The sequence below is a fragment of the Streptomyces hesseae genome, assembly GCF_031845785.1.
GTDB classification, from domain to species: domain Bacteria; phylum Actinomycetota; class Actinomycetes; order Streptomycetales; family Streptomycetaceae; genus Streptomyces; species Streptomyces hesseae.
In genome coordinates, this window is sequence record NZ_JAVRFI010000005.1 from 55,171 (window position 1) to 76,567 (window position 21,397).

The following is a 21,397-nucleotide window of genomic DNA, read 5'->3' on the forward strand; positions in this document are numbered from 1 at the left end:
GGTCCTCACGAGTGGACGAGTCGCAGGGGCGGGGAGGAGAAGGCCGCTTCGCGGGCGTAGCGGTCGAGCTCCGGGGCGGCGTCGAGCGGGTAACCGGCGGCGGCCAGGGCGGCGAGCGCGGCCTTTCGCAGCGCGGTCTGCTCGGGTGTGTCGACCCGCAGCGCACCGGTCCCGGCGGTCGCCTCCCGCTCCCCGTGGACCCCGGCGGGGGCCGCGTCCGGGTCGAGCGGCAGGATCCCTTCGGGCAGCGGGGCGTGGTCGAGGCGGCCGCTCCGGCTGGACGCGGCCGCTTCGGGCAGGCGCGGGGCCGGTACGGCGATGCGTGCCCCGCTGACCAGACCGTGGACGAAGGGGTCCGCGCTGCTGAGTGCGTCATCGGCCTCACCGGCGCCCCACAGCGCGGCCGGCTGCGGCGTGCTGTGGACGCTGACGTCCCAGTCCTGCCAGTGCTCGGCGGGCAGTTGCCGCCAGCGGCCGTCCTCGGTCTCCTCCTCGACCGTGACCGAGAGTGTGACGTCGAGGCCGGACTTGCCCATCGGACGGATGCCGATCTTGGCGGGGCTGTCCCCCGTCTTGTCCCCCGTCTTGCCCCCTGCCTCGTCCACGCCGTTGACCTTCAGCGCGGAGGCGGGGAACGCGCTGCCGACGGTGAAGGCGAAACCGTCGGCGGAGGCCGTCCACGCGTCCGAACCGCCCTGCGGTGCCTGCGCGGCGTGGTCGGGGTGGAGTCCGTCGACGGGGGCGAGCGTCAGCGGGTGCTGCGGCAGCAGCGTACGGAACTGCTCCCAGCCGATGGGCGCGGGCCCGGCCTTGGGCTCGCCGAAGTCGATCGGGATGGAGATGCCGAGCACCTTCACATGTGCGGTGCCGCCGAACGACGGGCCCCACACCGACAGCCGCGCGCCCAGCGACGCCTCGCCGCTCCAGCCGAACAGCAGCCACACCTGGGCGGTGACCTCCGCCCACACGTCCACCTCGTAGTGGAACGGCGCCCACTCGACCAGGGCGTCGAAGCCGACGTCGACCCGGGCCTTGGCCCACGAGCCGTCGTAGCGCAGGTCCAGGCGGCCGCCGGCCATGACGGCGGAGGGGGTCAGCGCGAAGTAGCTGGTGCCCTTCACCGTCAGCTCGGAGCCGGAGGTCCAGTCGACGCCGACCGGGTCCGCCCGCGGGTAGTGGGCGGGCGGGGTGTAGCGCGGGTGGTAGCCGCCGATGGTGAAGACGAAGTCGCCGGGGTGGTCGCTGCCGCCGAACCACAGCCGCAGCGCCGCACCGCCGGTCAGGTGTACGGACCGGTCGAGCAGGAAGCTGTCCGGGGCGAGGCGGGCGTCGACGGCGAGCATGTCGGCGGAGCGCCGGTAGACCGCGGAGATGTCCAGTTCGACACTGGCGTAGGGCTCGCCCAGCCCCTTCGCCGGGTCGGGGAACTGGGCCTTGGCCGAGCCGAGCAGGCCCACCACCAGGTCGTCCGGGCCGAACTCGGCGAACGCCAGGGCCTTGCAGTGGACGACCTCGAAGATGTCGGCGTTCAGGCCGAGGGCCAGCCAGATGTTGCCCTCGCGCGGGGTGACCCAGGCGGGAGCGTCGCCGGTCCCCTCGGTCAGCTCCTTGAGCACGTCCAGGGGCTCGGGCGGCGTGTCCTGGCCCGCGTCGGCGATCCCGCGCAGCAGGGGGAATCCGGCGACCTGGTCGATGGTGGGCACGCGGAGGCTGCTGTTGTAGCCGAAGCCGGCCTTCACCGCGGTGACCCTGAAGGCGGGAGGTCCTCCGAACGCGGCCCCCAACTCCGCGTACAGGAACATCGACTGGGTGCCGCTCTTGAGGTGCTCGTAGGCGCCGATCGCCCCGAAGCTGGCGCTCGGGGTCTTGATCAGGGCGCTGCCCTCGATCAGCCGGTCGTAGGGCGAGTCGGCGGTGACCGGCTTGTTCACGAACGCGCCGGATATCTCCAGCGGCGGCTTACGGAAGGACAGGCTCAGCCCATCGAGCCGGCCGGAGGGCGTGAAGTCCTTGCCGTCCAGGGCAATGCCCAGCCCCAGTCCGTCCACGCCCAGCTCCAAGGGGCCGGCGTGCACCGTGGCGTCGCAGAGGACCCAGAGCTTCTCGTCCTGGTAGCTCGCACCCAGGCGTCGCAAGTACAGCGGGCCGAAAGAGCGGTCGAGGGTGACCCACGCGGCGGCCGGAGCCGCCGTGTCGTCGGGTGCGGCCGGTGGAGTCGCCGCTGCCTGGATGTCCGTCGCGGCTGGCGCCGCCCATGTCCTTGGAACCGGCGTGGCGTTGAGCGGCTTCGGGGCGGGGGCTTCGTTCTCGTGGTCCTTGGCGGGCTTCGCGCCGACGAGGCGGAACATCAGAGGGGTGCGCTTTTCGCCTCCCCACTCGTAGTCCAGGGCCACCAGAGCGCGCCCGCGGGTCTCCTCGGGAAACCTCGGATGGTCGCCGTCCAGGCGGGATATCTGTTCGTTGAGCGCTTTCACCTGATCGACGGTGAGGGCGTCGGAGGCGATGACGGCTTTCACACCGGTGATGCCGAGGTCGTGGTCAGGGGATATACGGTCGCCGACCAGGGGCAGGTCGCTGAGTTTGGCGGCGAGTCGCGCATCGACGAGCAGGGCGAACAAGAGGCACCTTCCGGGCCGGGAACGGGAAAACGGAGGGGAGTCGAAAGAAAGATTACTTCGCGTTCAGGAAACCCAGCAGGTTTCTTGTCTCGGGGCTGGAGCCGTGCGACATCAGGCCGATTTTCTCGGTGTGTTCGGTCCCGGTGGGATCGATCTGCCTCATCGGCTCACGGTACCCGCCTGGCGGGCGGGAGCCGGGCGTCCTGGTCGAGCGATGCGAGTCGACAGCCGAGTGGTGAACTCTCAATTGCGTTTAAGGATCAACCGAATCACTTTGTTCAATAGTTGACTGAATTATCGGCGACCGACTACACGCAAAGCAGGCGATGACGCAACACCTTAAATCTATGCGAACGCCTGATCCGCAAGCCAACTGACGGCGTGTGGTGTGTTTCACATTCCCTTATCGGCCTCGCCCCGGAACCGGTGCGGCGGCTCGCACGACCGCCACCGCGATGTCGCCGAAATCTTCATGACTTCACTACCGCGGACCCAAGAGCGCTGGAGGGTGTTGCGCCCACTTGACCCAATCCGCCTACCAACCCAAAAAGTTGACAGCATCGCGTCATCGACTCCAGAACGAAAATTTCGTCCTACCGGGCAGTGACCTCGCGATCCCCGCGGTGGATGCCCTGTTCGCCGAGCACCTGGACAACGCAAGCCCTGACGATCACACCACCGGCCCCAGAGGGTCTGCTGCCGTTCGTCGGCGCCAGGACCGGAACGGCCTGCTGAAGGCAGCCGGCCGGGACCGGCTACCGCTTGCACAGCTTCATCGGCCATACTGCCCGCCGTGGAGCACCTCAAAGGCAAGAACAACCCGCCCGTGCACGCCGCCGGAACCGATCCGGCGTTCGTCCCCGGTCTGACCCCGCCACGCCCTACCAAGGCGCAGGAGCGTCCGGCGGCACCAGCGGACGCCGTACCGGATGCCGGCGCCGCGTCAGAACCGGCGGCGGAAGCGGAAACGAAAACCGAGGCGACTGTCGCCGACAGCGAACGCCGGCCGGTGGCCGACGGCCCGGTCTTCGAGGTATCCGACCAACGCGGCTCGATCACCATAGACGGCACCGGCATCACGCTCCGGCTGGACAGCGAGACGGCCGAGTTCGACTGGCCGGAGATCGGCGCGGTGGAAACAAGCACCCCTCGGTTCGGCCGCCGGCTCGCTGTCACCGTGTACACCACCAGCCGCCGCAGCTACCGCACCTACATCGAGGCACCCAACCGGAACCTGCCCAAGCAGTGGGCAACGGAACTGGACACAGCACTCGACTCCTACTTCGAAGACTCCCAGACCACCAGCCGACAGCATGTCGTGTGACCACGAGGCTGGTTCAGTCGACAGGTTTGGTGTCCGTGCCGGCACGTAGGCTGAACGGGTGAGCTGGAAAGCTTTCATCATGCGGCTTCCGCCCTAGACCGGGGCAGTGACCGAGATCGCCGACTACTCCCCCTCCCCCCTCCTCCCCGAGCACGGGCTCGGGGCGAGAGCTCCGTCCGGGATCCCGGATGGATTGTCAGTGGTGGGTGAGACGGTAGGAGCATCGAGTCGGGAACGAGGGGGAGCTGTCATGTCCGGGAACCAGAACTACATCAATCACGTCGCTCTTGTGCTGGATGCCAGTTCGTCCATGTCGCATCTGAGCCGCAAGGTCGTCGAAGTCGCCGACCAGCAGATCGCATATCTTGCCCGTCGGTCGAGGGAGCTGGACCAGGAGACCCGCGTCACGGTGTACGTCTTCGCCGACAGGGTGGAGTGCGTCATCTACGACAAGGACGTGCTGCGGATGCCGTCGCTGAAGCAGCTGTACCGGGTCGGCGGGATGACGGCTCTGCTGGCGGCCGCGCTGAAGTCACAGCGGGAGCTGGCGCAGACGGCTCAGCTGTACGGCGACCACAGCTTTCTGACGTTCGTCCTCACCGACGGGCAGGAGAACGCGAGTCATCACTGCCCGGATGCCCCTGCCGGGGATCCGCGTGCACTGGTCGAGGCCGTGGCGGGGATGATCCAGGCGCAGGAGGACAACTGGACGCTGGCCGTTCTTGTGCCGGACCAGATGGGCAAGCGCGAGGCCATGCGGTTCGGTTTCCCGAAGGACAACATCGCCATCTGGGACGCCACGAGCACACAAGGTCTGGAGGAGGCCGGGCAGGTCATCCAGGAGGCCACCGAGAAATTCATGGTGGGCCGCACTCAGGGCATCCGGGGATCACGAGCGGTGTTCTCCACAGGTGCGGAAGCGGTCAACAAGGACACCATCAAGGCGGCCGGCCTCACCCCGGTGAATCCCTCCGAGTACCAGCTGATCCCGGTGACTCGCGACGCGGCCATCCGGGACTGGGTCATCGAATGCGGGCACACCTACCGCACCGGTGGCGCGTTCTACCAGCTGAGCAAGCCGGAGAAGATCCAGGCACGGAAGCAGATCGCGGTGCTGGAGAAGAAGTCGGACCAGGTGTACACGGGGCCCGAGGCCCGAGCCCTGCTCGGCCTGCCCGACACGGAAGCCCGCGTCAAGCCCGACCACAACGACGACTTCACGATCTTCGTACAGAGCACCAGCGTGAACCGCAAGCTCGCGACCAACACACGGCTACTCCTTATGAACTGACACCCTGGGGTGCCGTCAGTCCGGCGTCGTTCCCCAGCCGGGTTCGCTGTGGCGGCGCCGCGGCGGAACTGCGGGGGCCATACGGCCCGGGCCTGGAAGTCTCGCAAATCCCTTAGACCGATTGTGTTTCGCTGGCTGTTCCGAGAGCGGCCCGTCACCAGCGCCGGCGAGGCGTCGGCGCCTCCTTCTCGGCGCCGTCGAGAAAGGGGAACGGATGTCCAGGCATGCGTTGACCGCTGGAGTCACCGGCGAGCCGATCGCTCGTCACCCGGGACGGGCCGTGGTCCACACGGCAGATGCCCTGGACGCCCTGCCACGGGCTGATCTGTACCCCCGCGCGGCGTGCTACGACGGCAGGCGGAAACGACCTGGTGACGCAGGTGTCCGCCCGGGCTCCGCGTCCGGCGGCCAGGCGTTCGACTTCGACGAGCCCTCGGCCGGCGAGGTGTTCGACCTCCTGGACAGTGAGTGGGGACTGTCATGACGACCGATACCGTTGCCGGGCCCCATCACGGTACTGACGCCGGACATCCGCCGTTCTGCGTTGTGCTGGGCCCCGACTATGCCGGCAAGTCCACGGTGCTGGCCGAATTGGGCCGTGAAGCGCAGGAGTGGCAAACGTTGTCCGTCGATGGAACGCTGCTGGCCCCCGAGCATGCCTTGCTCAACCGGCTGCGCCGTGAGCTCGTCCGGGAGGTCGTGCCCAACGGGCAGGCCTGGTCGGCGGATTTTCTCACCACCGTCGTGCAGACGGCCGTCGTTCATCTCCGCGACGAGCTGCTGCGGTCCGACGCCCGGGTGCCTGCCGTCGTCGACTCGTACTACTACAAGTACCTCGCCAAATGCCGGCTCGCCGGGGCGGCGGACCACAACCCCATGCTCGCCTGGTGGCGCTCCTTCCCCCGGCCGCGCCATGTGATCTACCTCGACGTGACGCCCGAGACGGCCTGGCAGCGCTGTCGTGAGGGCGCCGACCTCAACCCTCTGGAGTACTACGGCCCGCAGCCCTGCCGGGACGAGTTCCACCGATACCAGACGGACCTCGCCAAGGCCATGTGGGACGAAATCCGGGACCTGCCGGTGACCGTCGTCGAGGAGCAGAACGACCCCGCGCACACCGCCGAATTAATACGGAGAGTGCTTGTTCATGAGCTTGGCTGAATCCTGGGCGGACCCGGACCGGTTGCGCCGCTATCAAGAGCGAGTCTTCGGCGAACGCAGTCGGCTGCGCGCAGCGTTCGCCGACCCCGATGGCCACCAGCGCCGTGTCCTGACCGACCTCCTGGAGTTCAACTCCGGTACCGAATACGGCAAACGACACGGCTTCGGCGCCATCCGCACCCTGGACGACTACCGCAAAGCCGTCCCGGTGCAGACGTACGCGGACCTGGAGCCCTGGATCGAGCGCGCCGCGGCCGGCGAGACCGGTGTCCTCACGGCCGATCAGCCGGCCGTGTTCTTCACCAGCAGCGGTAGTACCGGTGCCCACAAGAAGATCCCGGTCACTCCGCGTTTCATGCGTACGACGTTCTTCCCCTTCTACTACGCGGCGTGGGCGCCGCTCATCGAGCACTTCCCGGACGTCCTCCAGCACCCCGGCGCCGTTCTCAACCTCAAGCACGACCCGTTGACGGCCCCGCCCACCACCACCTCCGGCCGCCCCCACGTGGGTGCGAGCCAAGTGGACTTCGGCGAGAAGTTCGGCGAGCCGCTCTCCGCCGAACCCGGCACCGGCGCCCCCTGGGCGACCTTGCCGGTCCCCGTCGAGGCGGGCGAGCATCTCGAGAAGATGTATCTGCGGCTCCGCCTCGCCGTGGAGAGCGACGTCCGCTGTGTGATCGGCATCAACCCGGCCATGGTCGCCGCCCTGCCGTACCAGCTGAACCTGTGGTGGCCGCGGATCGTCAAGGAGATCCGCGACGGCACCCTGGGCGGGCATCCCTACAGCGTGCCCGACCCGGAGCGCGCGGCCGCGCTCGAGCGGCTCGCCGAGCGCCACGGCACCGTACGGCCGTTGCACATCTGGCCCCGGATGCGCGCCATCTTCTGCTGGACCACCGGCCTGGCCAGGCTCTACCTGCCCAGGCTCCGCGAACAGTTCGGTCCCGGTGTGACCGTGCTGCCCGCGCCCGTGGCCGCCTCCGAGGGACCCGTCGGCGTGGCACTGGACCGGCACCCCTCCGCCGGCAGCCTGGTCGTCACCGCCTCGGTGTACGAGTTCGCCGACGCCGACGAGGACCTCGCCCCGGACACGGCGAGCCTGGGGCCGCACGAGCTGGAACCGGGCCGCGACTACCACGTCGTCTTCAGCCACGTCGGCGGGCTCTACCGTTACGCCGTCGGCGACGTGGTCCGTGTCGTGGACCTCGACGAGGGAGTGCCCCGCCTCGAGTACACCGGCCGCAGCACCCGCTCCGACCACGCGGGAGAGCGCCTGCGCGACGCCCAGGTCATCCGGGCCGTCGACAGTGCCCTGCGCGCGGGCGGCCTCGAACTGCACAACGTTTCCTGCCGCGTCGACCGGTCACGCTACGAGTTCGCGGTCGCCCCACGCACCCCCTGGAACGACGAGGAAGGCGAACGCTTCATCGCTCGCCTCGACGACGCCCTGCGACGCGAGTCCGACGGCTACCGGCTGGCGCGGAACGAGAACCGGCTCGGGGCGCCGTCACTGCTGCGCCTCGAAGCGGATGCCTTCCTGCGCGACTGGCAACGGACCGTCGCCGCCGGCACCCGGCCCACCCAGGTCAAGGACCGGCTGTTCCGGCAGGACCCGGAGCAATGGGCCCGGCTGACCGAAGGCGCATCCACGTCCAACGAACCCGCCGAACACACCGAATCCACAGGGAGAAGAGAGCCGTGACCGCACTGCACGACCCCGTCGAGCGCACCGCACTGCTCACCGCGGCCCTGCGCGCCGTGGAGACCCGGCGGGAGGACCGGCTCTACGAGGACCCCTACGCCGCGACCCTGTGCGGCGACATCGGCATGGCCCTGCTCGGCGAGGTCCGCGCCGCGGCCGTGACGCCCGGCGAGGACGGCACGCTGCCGAGCACCCCCGACTACAACGCCATCCGCACCCGGTTCCTCGACGACCTCCTCCAGCGGGCCGCGGCCGACCCGGGGACCACCCAGATCGTGCTCGCTCCCGCCGGCCTGGACTCGCGCGCCTACCGCCTCGACTGGCCCGACCGCGTCCGGTGGTTCGAGCTCGACCGCCCGGCGGTGCTCGACCACAAAAGGCGGCTGCTGGGTACCGAGACGCCCCGGGTCGACCGGCGCGAGGTCCCTGTCGACCTCACCTCGCCCCACTGGGAGCGGGATCTCCGGGAGGCCGGGTACGACCCGGCCGTCCCCTCGGTCTGGCTGGTCGAAGGGCTGCTCTACTACCTGCCCGAGGACGAGGTCGACCGGGTGCTGCGCCGCATCGCCGCGATCTCGGCGCCGGGCAGCACCATCGCCGCCGACCTCGTCAACGAAACCTCCCTCACCCAGCCCCATATGAAGGGCCTGCTCGACGTCTTCGCCGACTGGGGCTGCCCCTGGATCTCCGGCACGGACGAGCCCGAGGCCCTCTTCGCACGCCATGGCTACGAGGCGCGGGCGGTGCAGCCGGGCGAGGAGGGAGCCGGTTTCGGGCGCTGGCCCGACCCGGTGACCCCACGGTCGGAGCCCGGGGTCAGCCGGGTGTTCTTCGTCCACGGCCGGAAACGCTGACATGCGCGTCTCCCCCATGGCGACCCATGCGCCGGAGGCCGGGGCGCCGGAAGCCGGCGGGACCGCCGGCCGGCCCCGGGTCCTCCTGGCACCTGTCACCATCACCCCTTCCAAACCGCTGACCCCCAGCCACCTCAAGGGGCTGCTGTGGACGGATGTGATGTTCCGGGCCACCCGGCAACTGGCCGAGGTCACCTACCGCAGTAGTCACACCACCTATCATCTCTGCGAACAGACCCTGGCCTTCTGGGAGTTCCTCGACCGGACACAGGGCGACATCGGCTACGACGACGCCACCGAGGAGGACATCGGCCGGCTCTATGTCGCCTTCCGCGCCGAGGAGGGCCGCGCACCGGCCGAGGACCTGCGGCACTACGCGGCCGCCGTGGAGGAGGGATGGGTGCACCCCGCAGGTGAACGAGTCCTGCGGCTGTGGACCGCACAGTACGCACAGCTCGGCCTCCACGACCCGGGGCTGTTACGCCATCAGCCGCCCCGGTACGACCTCGAGACGGCCCTCGACCGGCTCGACGCCCTGGGGATGTGCCTGGACCAGCGCGCGCTCGGCGGTCCCGTCCACCTCGACCTCACACGCTTCGGTCTGCCGCTGCGGCAACTGGTGACCGCCGACGGACGTCCCAACTACCTCGCCTGCGCCCTGCGCGAACTCATGCCGATGGCAGCCGACTTCGATGAAGTAGTGCTGCTCTACGACACCGAACTCGACTCCGACTACCAACAGCTGGCGCGCGTCCTGACCGCCCTGGGGCCGAGCGTCCGCCGCGTGCCCATCGGGCGGGTCCCCATCGACGGCCGGATCCGCTCGGCCCGCCACGGCGGCTGGCACGACACGCACGCCCGGGCGCTCCTGGACCGTGCGCGCGCCGACCACAGCGATGCCGCCGTTCGGCTGGGCATGCGGCTGTACTTCATCGCCGTGCTCGGCCCGGGGCAGCAGCAGTCCTTCCGCGCCGACCTGCTCCGGCAGTGCCTGGTCCGGGCCGAGCGATTGATCGACTCCGCGGGCCCGGCCGTGGACGAGGCCCTCACCGAGCGGCTGGCGCGTCACCGCGGTGATCACCTCCACGTCAACCCCTACCGGCTGACGTCGAGCCTGATGGGCACCCGACGCCCGGCACCCGGCCTCGACCTGCTCTCGGGGGTGTTCCTGTGAACCCGGTGAACCCGGTCCAACACCACCTGCGCGAGATCGCGGCGGCCCGGCTCACCGCCGTACGTCCCGATCTCGCGACCCGGCACGACCTGGCCACCCTCGAAGGGCTACTGGCCGCACGCGCGGACATCACGACGACCGGCGGCGAGGAGGCGGTCCTGGTCGCCGCGGTCGTCCACCGCTTCGACCTGGCCCAGTGGATCCGCTCGACCTGCCGCTTCACCCTGGGACTCGACCCCGTACAGGCCGAGGCCTGGCAGCGGTCGTTCACCCGCACCATCTTCCTGGCGGGCAACCCGCTCCACCTACAGGACCGCTTCTCCTTCGCCGGCATCGCCGACGACGCGTCCGCGGCCTGGACGCCGCCGGCCCCCGCGGCCGCGACGACAAGCCTCCGCAGGCTCCTCAGACTGTTCACCGGCTCCGCCCGCCTCCCCGGACGCTCCGAGATCACCGTCGAGATCCCCACGGCACCGCGCCCGGCAATCCACTCGTCCGCGCATCGCCCGTCCACGCATCGCCCGCCCGCCCATCGCGTGCTGTATCTGGCCGCGGCCGACTGCACTGTCGCCGATGCGCTGGTGCACCTCAATCACGTGCTGGCCGAAGGCGTGCTCGACGGACTGATCGCCCCGGGTGACCGGCTCACCGTGCGCTTCCTGCCCAGGCTGGCGGGGGTGCTCGGGGAGCTCGAGCAGGTACGTGTCGTCACAGACGCCCGTTTCCCGGACCGTCTGATGGCCGCCGCGGGGCTGAGCACGGCCGGGGGATGACAGCGGCCCGCCCGGCGGGCGGGCCGGCGTCGTACCGACCGGGCACAGGTGCTCAATCCTCTCGTCGCACCCGAGCCGGGACGACTCTGACGATCGACGGTGGATGGACCGCTCGTTGAGGCGGATCCACGACGATACCGTCATGCCCGACGACCAGACCCACGAGCAGGTTCACGAGTGCGCCGAAGCCGGTCCTCCGGGCCGCGCCGGCACCCCTGCCTCCGCCCCTGCCGGCTGCCCGGTCGGCTGCGCCTCCGCCGCCTATCTGGAGCTCCTCGCGAACGGCGCCCCCGCCGACGTCTACGAGCGGCCCGTCCTGCGCGCCCGCGCCGAGGGGGCGCCGCCGGGCGTGCTCACCGCGGCCGAGCACGCCCGGCTCCTCGCGCTGCGCGTACGGGCGGAGCTGGAGGACCGCAGGCGGCGCGAAGCCGAACTGTCGGCCCTCTTCGCCACCGCCCACGACCTGGCGGGACTGCGGGACATCGACGAGGTGCTCCGGGCCATCGTCCGGCGCGCCCGTTCGCTGCTGGGCACCGACGCCGCGTACCTCACCCTCAACGACGCGGCCGTCGGCGACACCTCCATGCGCGTCACCGACGGGTCGGTGTCCGCCCGCTTCCAGGCGCTGCGGCTCGGCATGGGGGAAGGGCTCGGGGGGCTGGTCGCGCAGACGGCGCGCCCGTACGCCACCGACGACTATCTGCGAGACCCCCGCTTCCGGCACACCGCGGCCATCGACTCCGGCGTGCGGGACGAAGGACTCGTCGCCATCCTCGGGGTCCCGCTGCGGCTGGGCAGCCGCGTCATCGGCGTGCTCTTCGCCGCCGACCGCCGCTCCCGTGTCTTCGACCAGCAGCAGATCGCTCTGCTGTCGTCCTTCGCCGCCCACGCCGCGGTCGCCATCGACACGGCCGACCTCCTCGCGGAGACCCGCTCGGCGCTGGCCGATCTGGAAGCCGCCAACGCGATCGTCCGCGAGCGCAGCGCCGCCGTCGAGCGCGCCGCCGAGATCCACGACCGGCTCACCGAGCTCGTCCTGCGCGGCGGCGGAGTCCCCGACGTCCTGGAGACCGTCGCCGAAGTCCTCGGCGGTAAGGCCGAGTTCCTCGCACCCGCCACCGGAACCGGGCCGTCGGCCGCCGTCGAGCACTCCCGCGCCGAGGGCCGGGCGGTCCGGCACGGTGACGACTGGGTCGCCGCGGTGTCCGCCGGCGACGAGCTGCTGGGCGCGATCCGGTTACGTGAACGCCCTGGACTCGACTCCGCCGACCGGCGGACCCTCGAACGCGCCGCCATGGTCACCGCGCTGCTGCGCCTGGCCCGGCGCTCGGCGAGCGAGGCCGAACAGCGCGTACGGGGCGAGCTCCTGGACGACCTGCTCGACGCACCCGGCCGGGCGCCCCGCCTCCTGCGCGAGCGCGCCGCCCGTCTGCGCGCCGACCTCGACGCCCCCCACGTCGTCCTCGCCGCCCGCATCGCCGACGAGTCCGCCGACGCCCCCGCCGACCGGCAGCGGCTGTGGGCCGCGGCCGCCCACCTGGCCGCTACGGAGCAGGGCCTGGCGGTGGCCCGTGACGGCGGGGCCGTGCTGCTCCTGCCGCACGGCCCCGAGGACGGCGTCGAGGACGGCGTCGGTGTCAAGGCGAGCGGCATCGCCCGTCGCCTGGGTGAGGCCGTCCACTCCCCCGTCACCGTCGGCGCCTCCACGCCCGTCCCCGCGCCCGCCGCCCGTCCCGAGGGGGTTGCCGCCGCCTACGCCGAGGCCCGCCGCTGCCTGGAGGTGCTCCACGCGCTCGGCCGGGGCGGCGAGGGAGCGGCGGCCGACGAGTTCGGCTTCGTGGGCCTGCTGCTGACCGGCACCGGCGGCGGCGCACGGGCGGCCGGACGGTTCGTCAGCCGGACGATCGGGCCGGTCGTCGCCTACGACGCGCGGCGCGGCACCGACCTCGTCTCCACGCTCGACGCCTACTTCCGTTGCGGCATGAGTCCGGCCCGCACCAAGGATGCCTTGCACGTGCACGTCAACACGGTCGCGCAGCGGCTCGACCGGGTCGGCCGCCTCCTCGGCGCGGACTGGCAGTCGCCCGCCCGCGCCCTGGAGATCCAGCTCGCGCTGCGCCTGCACCGGATCTCACCGGCGCTCGGGGGCGAGTGAGGGCGTGCCGCGCCCGTTCTGGTCGTTCTCATCGTTTGCATCGTCCTGGTCGTGCTCGTCCCGGCCGTCGGAGAGGTCGCGGTGGCGCGTCTCCCGGGCACAGCCGATCGCCACCACGGTCAGGGCCGCGGCGGCCATCACGTACAGGGCGACCGGGGTTCCGTTGCCGTGTTCGGCGAGCAGTGCGGTGGCGATCAGGGGAGCCGGGGCGCCGGCGGCCACGGACGAGAACTGCGCCCCGATCGAGGCCCCCGAGTACCGCACCCGGGTCGTGAACATCTCGGAGAAGAAAGCCGCCTGGGGCGCGTACATGGCCCCGTGGAACACGAGCCCGACCGTCACGGCGACGACCAGCGCCCAGGACGAGCCCGTATCGGCGAGGGCGAAGAACGGGAACGCCCATGCCCCGACGCCCACCGCACCCAGCAGATACACGGGCCGTCGCCCGACGCGGTCCGACAGGGCGCCCCAGGCGGGAATGACGGCGAAGTGCACGGCGGAGCCGATCAGTACGGCGTTGAGCGCGGTCTGCTTGGGCAGGTGGGTGTGCTCGGTCGCGTAGACCAGGACGAAGGCGGTGATGACGTAGTAGCCGATGTTCTCGGCCATGCGCGCGCCCATGGCCACCAGGACGTCCCGCCACTGGTCCCGCAGCACGGCGACGACCGGCATCCGCTCGCGCGTACCGACGTCCCGTCGCCGCGTCTCTGCCTGTGCCCGCGCGGCCTTGAACACGGGTGACTCGTCCACGGACAGCCGGATCCACAAGCCCACGACCACCAGGACGCCGGACAGCAGGAACGGGATCCGCCAGCCCCACGCCGTGAACTCCTCGTCCGGCAGCAGGGTCGTCAGCGCGGACAGCACGCCCGACGCCAGCAGTTGCCCGGCCGGCGCGCCGGTCTGCGGCCACGAGGCCCAGAACCCCCGCCGCCGCGGATCCCCGTGCTCCGCCACCAGCAGCACGGCCCCACCCCACTCACCCCCCAGAGCGAATCCCTGCACGAGGCGTAGCGTGGTGAGCAGGACGGGGGCAAGTGATCCGGCGGAGGCGTGCGTCGGTAACGCCCCGATGGCACACGTCGCACCGCCCATCATCAGAAGGCTGGTCACCAGCAGCCGCTTCCGCCCCAGCCGGTCCCCGAAGTGCCCGAACACCAGCGCTCCCAACGGCCGCGCGGCGAACCCGACGGCGTATGTGAGGAACGACAGCAACGTGCCGACGAGCGGATCGGAGCCGGGGAAGAAGAGCTTGTTGAACACGAGCGCGGCCGCGGACCCGTAGAGGAAGAAGTCGTACCACTCGATGGTGGTGCCGATGAGGCTGGCGACGACGATCCTGGGGAGCGAGTTGGGCGTTGGCGGGCGTGGCGAGGAGGTGGTCATTGTCACCGCTTCCGGGTGGAGGGAGGGGCGCGTCATTGCGTCGCCACAGGGTAGGAAGCGGCAGGTCAGGGACCTATGTGGTCGGGGGACACAGTTCGGGGGCGGGGCGTGTGCGGGGAGGCCATGAGAGGGCGGAGAGAGCCGCTCACCAATCCCAACTCGCATGAGTGAATCACCGAGGCGACTTGTCGTGATTAGCAGGGTTTAATGCCTCGGTACTGGCTCCCGTGCTGACTACGGAGCGTTGAACTCCGGCATTCGGGTACGGAGCGGACTGGTGTGCCGGGTCGGATGATCACTCGGCCGGCGTTTCGGAAGTCGTCGCATCCCAGCCAGTCGCGGCATGCTGGTTCGGCACGGGCAGAGTTCGGTGACAAGACCTCGCGGGCAGGTGCCCAGCAAGCTCCCGGGCATTGCCGGCCGATCATCACGGCGACTTGTTCTTGATCGGCATCGGAACCCGAGAGCCGAGAAACGCGTTCTGGGCGCTGGCACCGCCGGACTCCGAGGCGCCCGAGGGTCCTGTTCGGCATGCAGTTCGCGCTGCCGGGCGAGAATGCCAGGCTGGTGCTGAGCTGGGTCCACCTGGGGCTGCCGGGGCCCACCGGGCATATCGGACCGTGTCCCTAGGACCAATGACCGAGGCCCGTACCGACTGTAAACAGATACCCCGCGACGGGCACGCCCCATACAGTCGTCACTACGTTCGATCGGCTGATGGATGATCGATTGATGGACGAAGGAAGCGCAACGCACATGAACCTCGCCTACGACTGGAGCGGCGACCTCCTGGACCTCGACGCCTATCTGGAGCGCATCGGGTACCACGGGGAGCGGGCCCCGACGCTGGACGCGCTGCGCGGGCTGCAAAGGGCGCACGTCACCTCGATACCGTTCGAGAACCTCGACCCCGTCCTGGGCGTTCCGGTCCTGCTGGATCTCGCGTCCGTCCAGGGCAAGCTCGTGCGCGGTGGTCGTGGTGGCTACTGCTTCGAGCACGTCACGTTGTTCGCGGCGGCTCTGGAGCGGCTGGGGTTCCGGTTCACGGCGATGAGCGGACGCGTCACGCTCGGCTCCCCCAAGATCCTGCCCGCCACCCACGCGCTGCTGGCTGTGACGGCGGCCGACGACGAGCGGTTGTGGCTGTGCGACGTCGGCTTCGGCTGCGGGCCGCTGGAACCGATCGAGCTCGCCGACGGCACCGAGGCCGAGTTCGACGGGTGGGGGTTCCGACTGGAGCGGCGTCCCGGGGCTCAGGGCTTCGACGACTGGTGGCTGCACCAGCGCCGCGACAACGGCTGGCTGGACCGGCACACCTTCACCCTGAACCCCCAGTACCCCATCGACTACGTCGTCGGCAGCCACTACGTCTCCACCCACCCGCGCTCCCCCTTCGTTCAGCGCCCCTTCGTCCAGCAGTTCAGCGCCGACCGCCACCACCGGCTCGACGCGACGACATGGACGACCTTCCGGCCCGACGGCTCGTACACAGAGCGGAAGATCGCTCCGGACGACCTCGGACGCGTACTGGCGGAGGACTTCGGCATCACCGTGAGCGCCGAGGACCTGGCCCGGCTCCGCGACGGACTCGACCGGACCTGAGAGACCGGACGGCGAGGAGTGCTGGCGTCAGCGGCCCTCGCCGGGGCCGCTCCACCGCTACGGCCGCCGGATCGAGACCCCGTTCCGGTGGCCGGCGGCCTGGTCGAGCATGCACAGGTACAGGCTGCCCGTCTCGCTTCGGCTGGTACGACTCGTAGCGCTGGAAGTGCCCCGCCGTGCCCTCGGAACTGTTCATCTAGTGCCATAGCAGGCAACGTTTGCCCTGTTGGTGATGTGCCGTGACCTCTGGTCCGGGGCGGCATCACTCCGGCGTCGGTGGTGTGGGAGGCTGGGCTGGTGCCTGTAATCCTTCGCCCCCTGGACGCCCGACACTTCTCTGCTTGGCTGGAGCGCAGTCGAGCCGAATACGCCAAGGATCTCATTGCGTTGGGGCAGACGCCCGAGGACGCCTACCGGCATGCGGACGAGAGCATGGCTCGCTCCTTTCCGTCCGGTACACCTGCCCCGGAGCATGTGGTCTTCGACGTGGTCGACGATGCCGGGGTAACCGTCGGCTATCTCTGGATCGGACCGGACACGAGCGATGACGCCGGCGCCTGGTGGATCTGGGACATCGTGATCGACGCCGACAAGCGTGGTCGGGGCCTCGGACGAATGGCAATGCTCCTCGGCGAGGAATACGCCCGGGCGCAGGGCGCTCATACGCTGGGTCTCAGCGTCTTTGGGTTCAACACCAGCGCGCGTGGCCTTTACGAGTCGCTCGGCTATGAGACGACCTCGGTGAAGATGCGCAAGAAACTCGGCTGAGCATCAGGCGACGCCGGCCCGGCCGACGACGGCGGGATGGCCATCACCGACGCCATCCACCAGGCCGTCCTCAAGGTGCCGGCCTCGAACTGCGCCACCGGCAGCGGGCCCCGGTCGAGGACCGCATCCGCGCCGCCCGCGCCACCGGCCTGCGCAACCTGTCCCTCCACGGCGCCGTGCGGAACCATATCTGGCTGGAGATCATCCAGATCGCCCCTCGATCTGCTCGCCTGGATGTCCCCCGCTCGCCCTAACCGGCAAGGCCCGGCTCCGGGAGCCCCGCCGCCTGCGGCTTCGGCTGTTCTCCACCGCCGCCCAGCTCATCACCAGCAGCTGCCACCGCTACCTCCGCCTGGTCAGGAACTGGCTCTGGACCGACGTGATCACCGATGCCCCGGACCGGCTTCACTCCCTCCCGAACCTCCGGCTGACCAGCACGTTCCCGTCCCTGCAAGCAGCACCACCCCGACCGGAGTCGTGGAACCCGGCGCACACCCGACGCGACAACCGGGCCATCAACCCGCCCAGACTCCTAAAACCCCCGCCAACACTCACCACAAAGGGTCCGCCAACAAGCTGACGGTCCCTCATGAACGATCGAGGCTAATTGTCCGACGCTTCCGGCGACCGCTATCGCCAGAACTCGGATCGATCCTCCCCGCTGGCCGACACTGATCGTTGACATTAAAAGAAGAGCGCGGCTACGATCCGATCACCCAAGAGCTACTCGCGTTATGGCAATTAGGCAAATAGTCGGTACCGGGTCCTGCGACAAGCGAGACGCGGCGGAATCTCTTGACGTGGACCGCCGAATCTGACCGAAACGGCAACGCAAGGGGAGAGAGGGGGGCGTGGGACTGCCGTTGACGTCAACAGTGACTGTGTCCGGCGTTGGCCCACGGAGTGCAGTTGCTTTTCCCGCACCGGCGAGTCAGGGAGCAGGAAGAGCCTTTCGGTATTCTTCCGCCCGGCATTGTTCCGCCTGATCCTCCGATCAATCGCGCGCCTCGACATGCCGTGTTCGTTTCGACCGTGCCGCAGCTACCTGCTGGGCATTCCCCGGGCTCGAACGAAGGTTTTTTCATGGAAAAGCGCTTTGTCCGTTCCCCTGATGGCTGTCGTTACGCCTACGTCCGGTTCGGCAGTGAGAAGGGGAATCCGCCCCTGCTGCTCCTGTCGCATTTCCGGGCCAGCATCGACATGTGGGATCCGGCCCTGCTCCAGAGGCTGGCGGCAAACCGTACGGTGATCGTCGTGGACAACCGCGGTATTGGCTTGTCGGACGGAACGACCCCCAGCACGGTCGAGGCCATGGCGGAGGGAATCGCCGAGTTCATGGCGTCACTGGGACTGGGCAGCGTCGATGTGCTCGGGTTCTCGCTGGGCGGCTATGTGGCGCAGGCATTGGCGCGCTTCCGGCCGAACCTGGTACGCCGCCTGATACTCGCCGGAACCGCGCCACGCGGATTCGGCGAGGACAACGCCGCAGGAGGCCGGGTACGGTCGATCATAAGCAAAAAGCTGATCAGCGCCAAAGACATCATCCACCTGTTCTTCCCTCCGACCGCAGTCGGCCGGGCACACGGCATCGAGTACATCCGCCGCCTGTCCCGACGCCGGGTGGGCCCTGCCGGCGGCGTCACCGAGACCTCCTGGCGGGCCCAGTTGGAAGCCGCGGAGGCCTGGGGCGCACGTGATCCGCTGGCCGTCGGGGAGCTTGCGGCGATCACGCAACCGACCTTCGTCGCACACGGCGAACTCGACATCATGGTCGCTGCGGAAAAGAGCAACATCTTGGCGTCACATGTGCCTCATTCAGTGCTGAAGATCTATCCCGGTACCGGGCACGGGTTTCTGTTTCAAGCGTACGAAGAATTCGGCACCGACGTGGTGCGCTTTCTGGCGGACGAGTCGTCCCAGCACCCCGTGCTTCCCGATGTGGAGATGAAGTGAAGTCGACTGAGCACAGCGCCGGCCGGGCGTCCCGGTGCCCGTTCGCGCTGGACGTCAACGGTTCGGATCAGCACGCGGAGAACGCCCGCCTACGGGCGACGGGGAGAGCCGTGCCAGTCCAACTCCCCGGCGGGGTGCGGGCGTGGGCGATTCCGCATCATGAAGACCTGCGCCGAGTGCTGACGGATCCCAGGGTCGCCAAGGGGATCACGCACTGGGGGCAGCGGCCCGTGGCGAAGTGCCGGACGGGTGGCCGTTGATCGGCTTCGTCGCGACCGACAGCGTCATCAACTCGCACGGCGCGGATCACCGGCGATTGCGCGGACTGGTCGACCAGGCACTGACCCCAGCACGGGTGGAGGCCATGCGCCCGGGGGTGGAACACCTCGTCGACGGGCTCCTCGACCAGCTCGCCACACGGCCGGAGGACCGGCCGGTGGACTTCCGCAAGGCTTTCGCCTACCCCATCCCCACCACCGTCATCTCGGACCTGCTGGGGGTCCCGCGGCGCAAGCGGCGTCTGCTGCACGTGCTCACCGGCATGCAGACCCGTACGAACAACACCCCCGAACAGGTACTGGAGATCGACGGGCGGATCGAAGCGCTGCTCCGGGAGATCGTCGCGGAACGTCGCGACGCCCCCAGGGACGACCTCATCAGCGCCCTGCTCACGGCACGCCAGGATGGAGACGACCGTCTCACCGACAGCGAACTGCACGGCATGATCCTGCTGATGTTCTTCGCCGGCCACCAGAGCGTCATCAACGTACTGGTCAACGCCTGCCACGCGCTGCTCACCCACCCCGAGCAACTCGCCTCCGCCCGCGCCGGGGAGGTCCCGTGGAGCGCGGTGGTCGAGGAGACGATGCGCTGGAACGGCGCAGTGAACCAGTTCCCGATGCGCTATCCGACCGAGGATGTCGTCATCGGCGGCGAGACGATCCACCGGGGAGAAGCCATCCTCGCGTCCTTCGGTTCGGCGGGCCGGGACCCGGAGCACCACGGGCCGGACGCGGAACTCTTCGACGTCCGCCGGCGTCAGGCCGGCCACCTCGGCTTCGGGCACGGCCCGCACTTCTGCATCGGGTTCCACCTGGCCCGTCTCCAGTTGGAGACGGCGCTGGCCGGATTCTTCACCCGGTTCCCCGACGTGCGGCCGGCCCCGTCCGACACGTGGACCGTGCGGCCCGTGCCCTCGTTCGTCAGCAACAGCATCGAGGCGCTGCCCATACTCCTCGGCCCCGCCGCAGGACCCAGGCCACGCTGACGCGGCACGCACGTTCACGGAGCCGAGCCACACGCACCGCGCGGCAAGGTGCTCGCCGACGGCCCGCGCAGACCAACAGAGAGGACGCCCTCCGTGCCCCCGCCCACCATCGCCCTGCTGGCACCCACCACTGCCATCTCCCCTGCCGAACGGCTCGCCGTCCCCACCTTCGGCGACGTCACCGTGGACCGGCCGGCACACGCCGACTGGCAGCGCTACCTGCACGAGTTCGACCCGTCAACCGAGCTCGCGGCGGTGTGGATCGGCGCGGACGCCGAGCCGCTGCCCGCCGTCCGGGCACTGCGGTCGCACACAAGGTTCAACCGGACCCGGGTGTACGTCGTCGGACCCGATACGGCAGGACCGGTTCCCGGCTGGGCGGAAGCACTGGACGTCGAGGACATCGTGCGGCGCGCCGCGGTGGCGCCCGAAGGGTTCACCACCTCGGTCGAACTGGCCCTGCGAGCGCACCGCGCGCTGATGACGGACGACCTCTACACCGACTACTACCTCGACATGACGTTCAACAAGATCTTCGACTGGTTCGAGACGACGCGCTGGGACTGGACCGAGGTGGACCTGGACCGCATCGAGCACGGCATGCTCGACGAACGGACCGTGGACTTCCTCACCGAGGCGGCCGTCATCGAGTTCGGCACCCTGCCCGGCGCCCACAACTTCCTGCGGGAATGGCAGGGCGAGGTCAGCTTCTCCTCCTGGGCACTGCAATGGGGTGCGGAGGAATCCCGGCACTCACTGGTCCAGGCCCGCTACCTGGACCGGATCGGGGTCAAACTCCGTTCGAAGCACGCGCTCTACAAACGAGAGCCGTATCCGCAGGGCGACGTGCGCTCCGCCACGCTCATGATGAACGTGATCTCGGAGTCACGCGCGTCCGCCCTCTACAAGGCGCTCGCGGCCCATATATCGGAGCCGGTGATCCGTAAGATCTGGCGGCTCCTGGCCCGCGACGAGGCCCGGCACTGCCGTGCGTTCTCCGTCTTCATGCGGGAACTGTGCGACAGCGATCCGGCCCATCGGACCGCCGCGCTGCGCATGGCGTACATCTGGCTCGCGGACCGTAGCAATGGCGTCAAGCACCCGGCGGGCATGTTCTATCCACACTCCACATCCACGGCCGGCATCCGCCGTATCGAGACCATCCAGCACGACTCGGTGGACACCGCGGACGCCAAGGTGATGTCGATCGTCCGGCTCCTGGCGGACGACGACTCGCTGGAGACCCCGCGGGACATCAAAGCCAAGCTGCGCGACCTGGCCCGCCGGCCCGGCGCTCGCTGACCATCAGCCCCGGAGTCCGCCTCCCGCCGCGCCCCCGACGCGTCGGCCTCACAGAACAGGACAACAC

General features: G+C 69.6%; 16 protein-coding genes and 1 pseudogene. 15 read left to right on the forward strand and 2 right to left on the reverse strand.

The features are described from left to right. Nucleotides 1-5: 5 nt before the first annotated feature. Complete coding sequence (locus RM609_RS10290; protein ID WP_311609790.1) at nt 6-2,618, reverse strand: DUF6603 domain-containing protein; 2,613 nt, start codon at nt 2,616-2,618, stop codon at nt 6-8. Between the two features lie 793 nt (nt 2,619-3,411). On the opposite strand from RM609_RS10290, the gene RM609_RS10295 reads away from it, so the two are divergent. From RM609_RS10295 to RM609_RS10335, 9 genes are all read left to right on the forward strand, one after another. Continuing rightward, entirely contained in the window at nt 3,412-3,942 is a 531-nt protein-coding gene (locus RM609_RS10295) for a hypothetical protein (RefSeq protein ID WP_311609792.1), read from the forward strand. 250 nt (nt 3,943-4,192) lie between these two features. Then, on the forward strand, nt 4,193-5,233 hold the full coding sequence (locus RM609_RS10300; protein WP_311609794.1) for a vWA domain-containing protein: 1,041 nt from the start codon (nt 4,193-4,195) through the stop codon (nt 5,231-5,233). A gap of 214 nt (nt 5,234-5,447) precedes the next feature. Next, the gene (locus tag RM609_RS10305; protein ID WP_311609797.1) at nt 5,448-5,717 is read left to right on the forward strand and encodes a hypothetical protein; all 270 of its coding nucleotides are present in this window, start codon (nt 5,448-5,450) and stop codon (nt 5,715-5,717) included. A 137-nt stretch (nt 5,718-5,854) separates the two neighbouring features. Further along, nucleotides 5,855-6,394 (forward strand): hypothetical protein, encoded by a 540-nt coding sequence (locus tag RM609_RS10310; protein ID WP_311609799.1) that lies wholly within the window; start codon nt 5,855-5,857, stop codon nt 6,392-6,394. Further along, nucleotides 6,381-8,096 carry a GH3 auxin-responsive promoter family protein gene (locus tag RM609_RS10315; protein ID WP_311609801.1) on the forward strand — a complete coding sequence of 572 codons (1,716 nt, stop codon included), beginning with the start codon at nt 6,381-6,383 and terminating at the stop codon, nt 8,094-8,096. Before RM609_RS10310 ends, RM609_RS10315 begins: the two co-directional genes overlap by 14 nt. Then, on the forward strand, nt 8,093-8,950 hold the full coding sequence (locus RM609_RS10320; RefSeq protein ID WP_311609803.1) for an SAM-dependent methyltransferase: 858 nt from the start codon (nt 8,093-8,095) through the stop codon (nt 8,948-8,950). Before RM609_RS10315 ends, RM609_RS10320 begins: the two co-directional genes overlap by 4 nt. Nucleotide 8,951: 1 nt before the next feature. Next, entirely contained in the window at nt 8,952-10,124 is a 1,173-nt protein-coding gene (locus RM609_RS10325) for a hypothetical protein (protein WP_311609805.1), read from the forward strand. Nucleotides 10,125-10,129: 5 nt separating this feature from the next. Further along, complete coding sequence (locus tag RM609_RS10330; protein WP_311609807.1) at nt 10,130-10,897, forward strand: DUF6182 family protein; 768 nt, start codon at nt 10,130-10,132, stop codon at nt 10,895-10,897. Between the two features lie 142 nt (nt 10,898-11,039). Continuing rightward, on the forward strand, nt 11,040-13,052 hold the full coding sequence (locus RM609_RS10335; protein WP_311609809.1) for a helix-turn-helix domain-containing protein: 2,013 nt from the start codon (nt 11,040-11,042) through the stop codon (nt 13,050-13,052). On the opposite strand, the gene RM609_RS10340 is transcribed toward RM609_RS10335, so the two are convergent. Then, nucleotides 13,029-14,438, reverse strand: coding sequence for an MFS transporter (locus RM609_RS10340; protein ID WP_311609811.1), 1,410 nt, complete (start codon nt 14,436-14,438; stop codon nt 13,029-13,031). The genes RM609_RS10335 and RM609_RS10340 overlap by 24 nt on opposite strands. 732 nt (nt 14,439-15,170) lie before the next feature. On the opposite strand from RM609_RS10340, the gene RM609_RS10345 reads away from it, so the two are divergent. From RM609_RS10345 to RM609_RS10370, 6 genes and pseudogenes are all read left to right on the forward strand, one after another. Further along, nucleotides 15,171-16,040, forward strand: coding sequence for an arylamine N-acetyltransferase family protein (locus tag RM609_RS10345; protein ID WP_311609813.1), 870 nt, complete (start codon nt 15,171-15,173; stop codon nt 16,038-16,040). Between the two features lie 297 nt (nt 16,041-16,337). Next, nucleotides 16,338-16,808 carry a GNAT family N-acetyltransferase gene (locus RM609_RS10350; protein WP_311609815.1) on the forward strand — a complete coding sequence of 157 codons (471 nt, stop codon included), beginning with the start codon at nt 16,338-16,340 and terminating at the stop codon, nt 16,806-16,808. After that, nucleotides 16,802-17,229, forward strand: a pseudogene (locus RM609_RS10355) (transposase); the annotation flags it as partial. The gene RM609_RS10350 and the pseudogene RM609_RS10355, both read left to right, overlap by 7 nt. A gap of 662 nt (nt 17,230-17,891) precedes the next feature. Further along, nucleotides 17,892-18,761: an alpha/beta fold hydrolase gene (locus RM609_RS10360; protein WP_311609818.1), complete on the forward strand. Its 870-nt coding sequence runs from the start codon at nt 17,892-17,894 to the stop codon at nt 18,759-18,761. A gap of 256 nt (nt 18,762-19,017) precedes the next feature. Further along, nucleotides 19,018-20,028, forward strand: a complete 1,011-nt coding sequence (locus tag RM609_RS10365) for a cytochrome P450 (RefSeq protein ID WP_311609820.1) — start codon at nt 19,018-19,020, stop codon at nt 20,026-20,028. 93 nt (nt 20,029-20,121) lie between these two features. Continuing rightward, complete coding sequence (locus tag RM609_RS10370; RefSeq protein ID WP_311609822.1) at nt 20,122-21,330, forward strand: ferritin-like domain-containing protein; 1,209 nt, start codon at nt 20,122-20,124, stop codon at nt 21,328-21,330. Nucleotides 21,331-21,397: the final 67 nt, after the last annotated feature.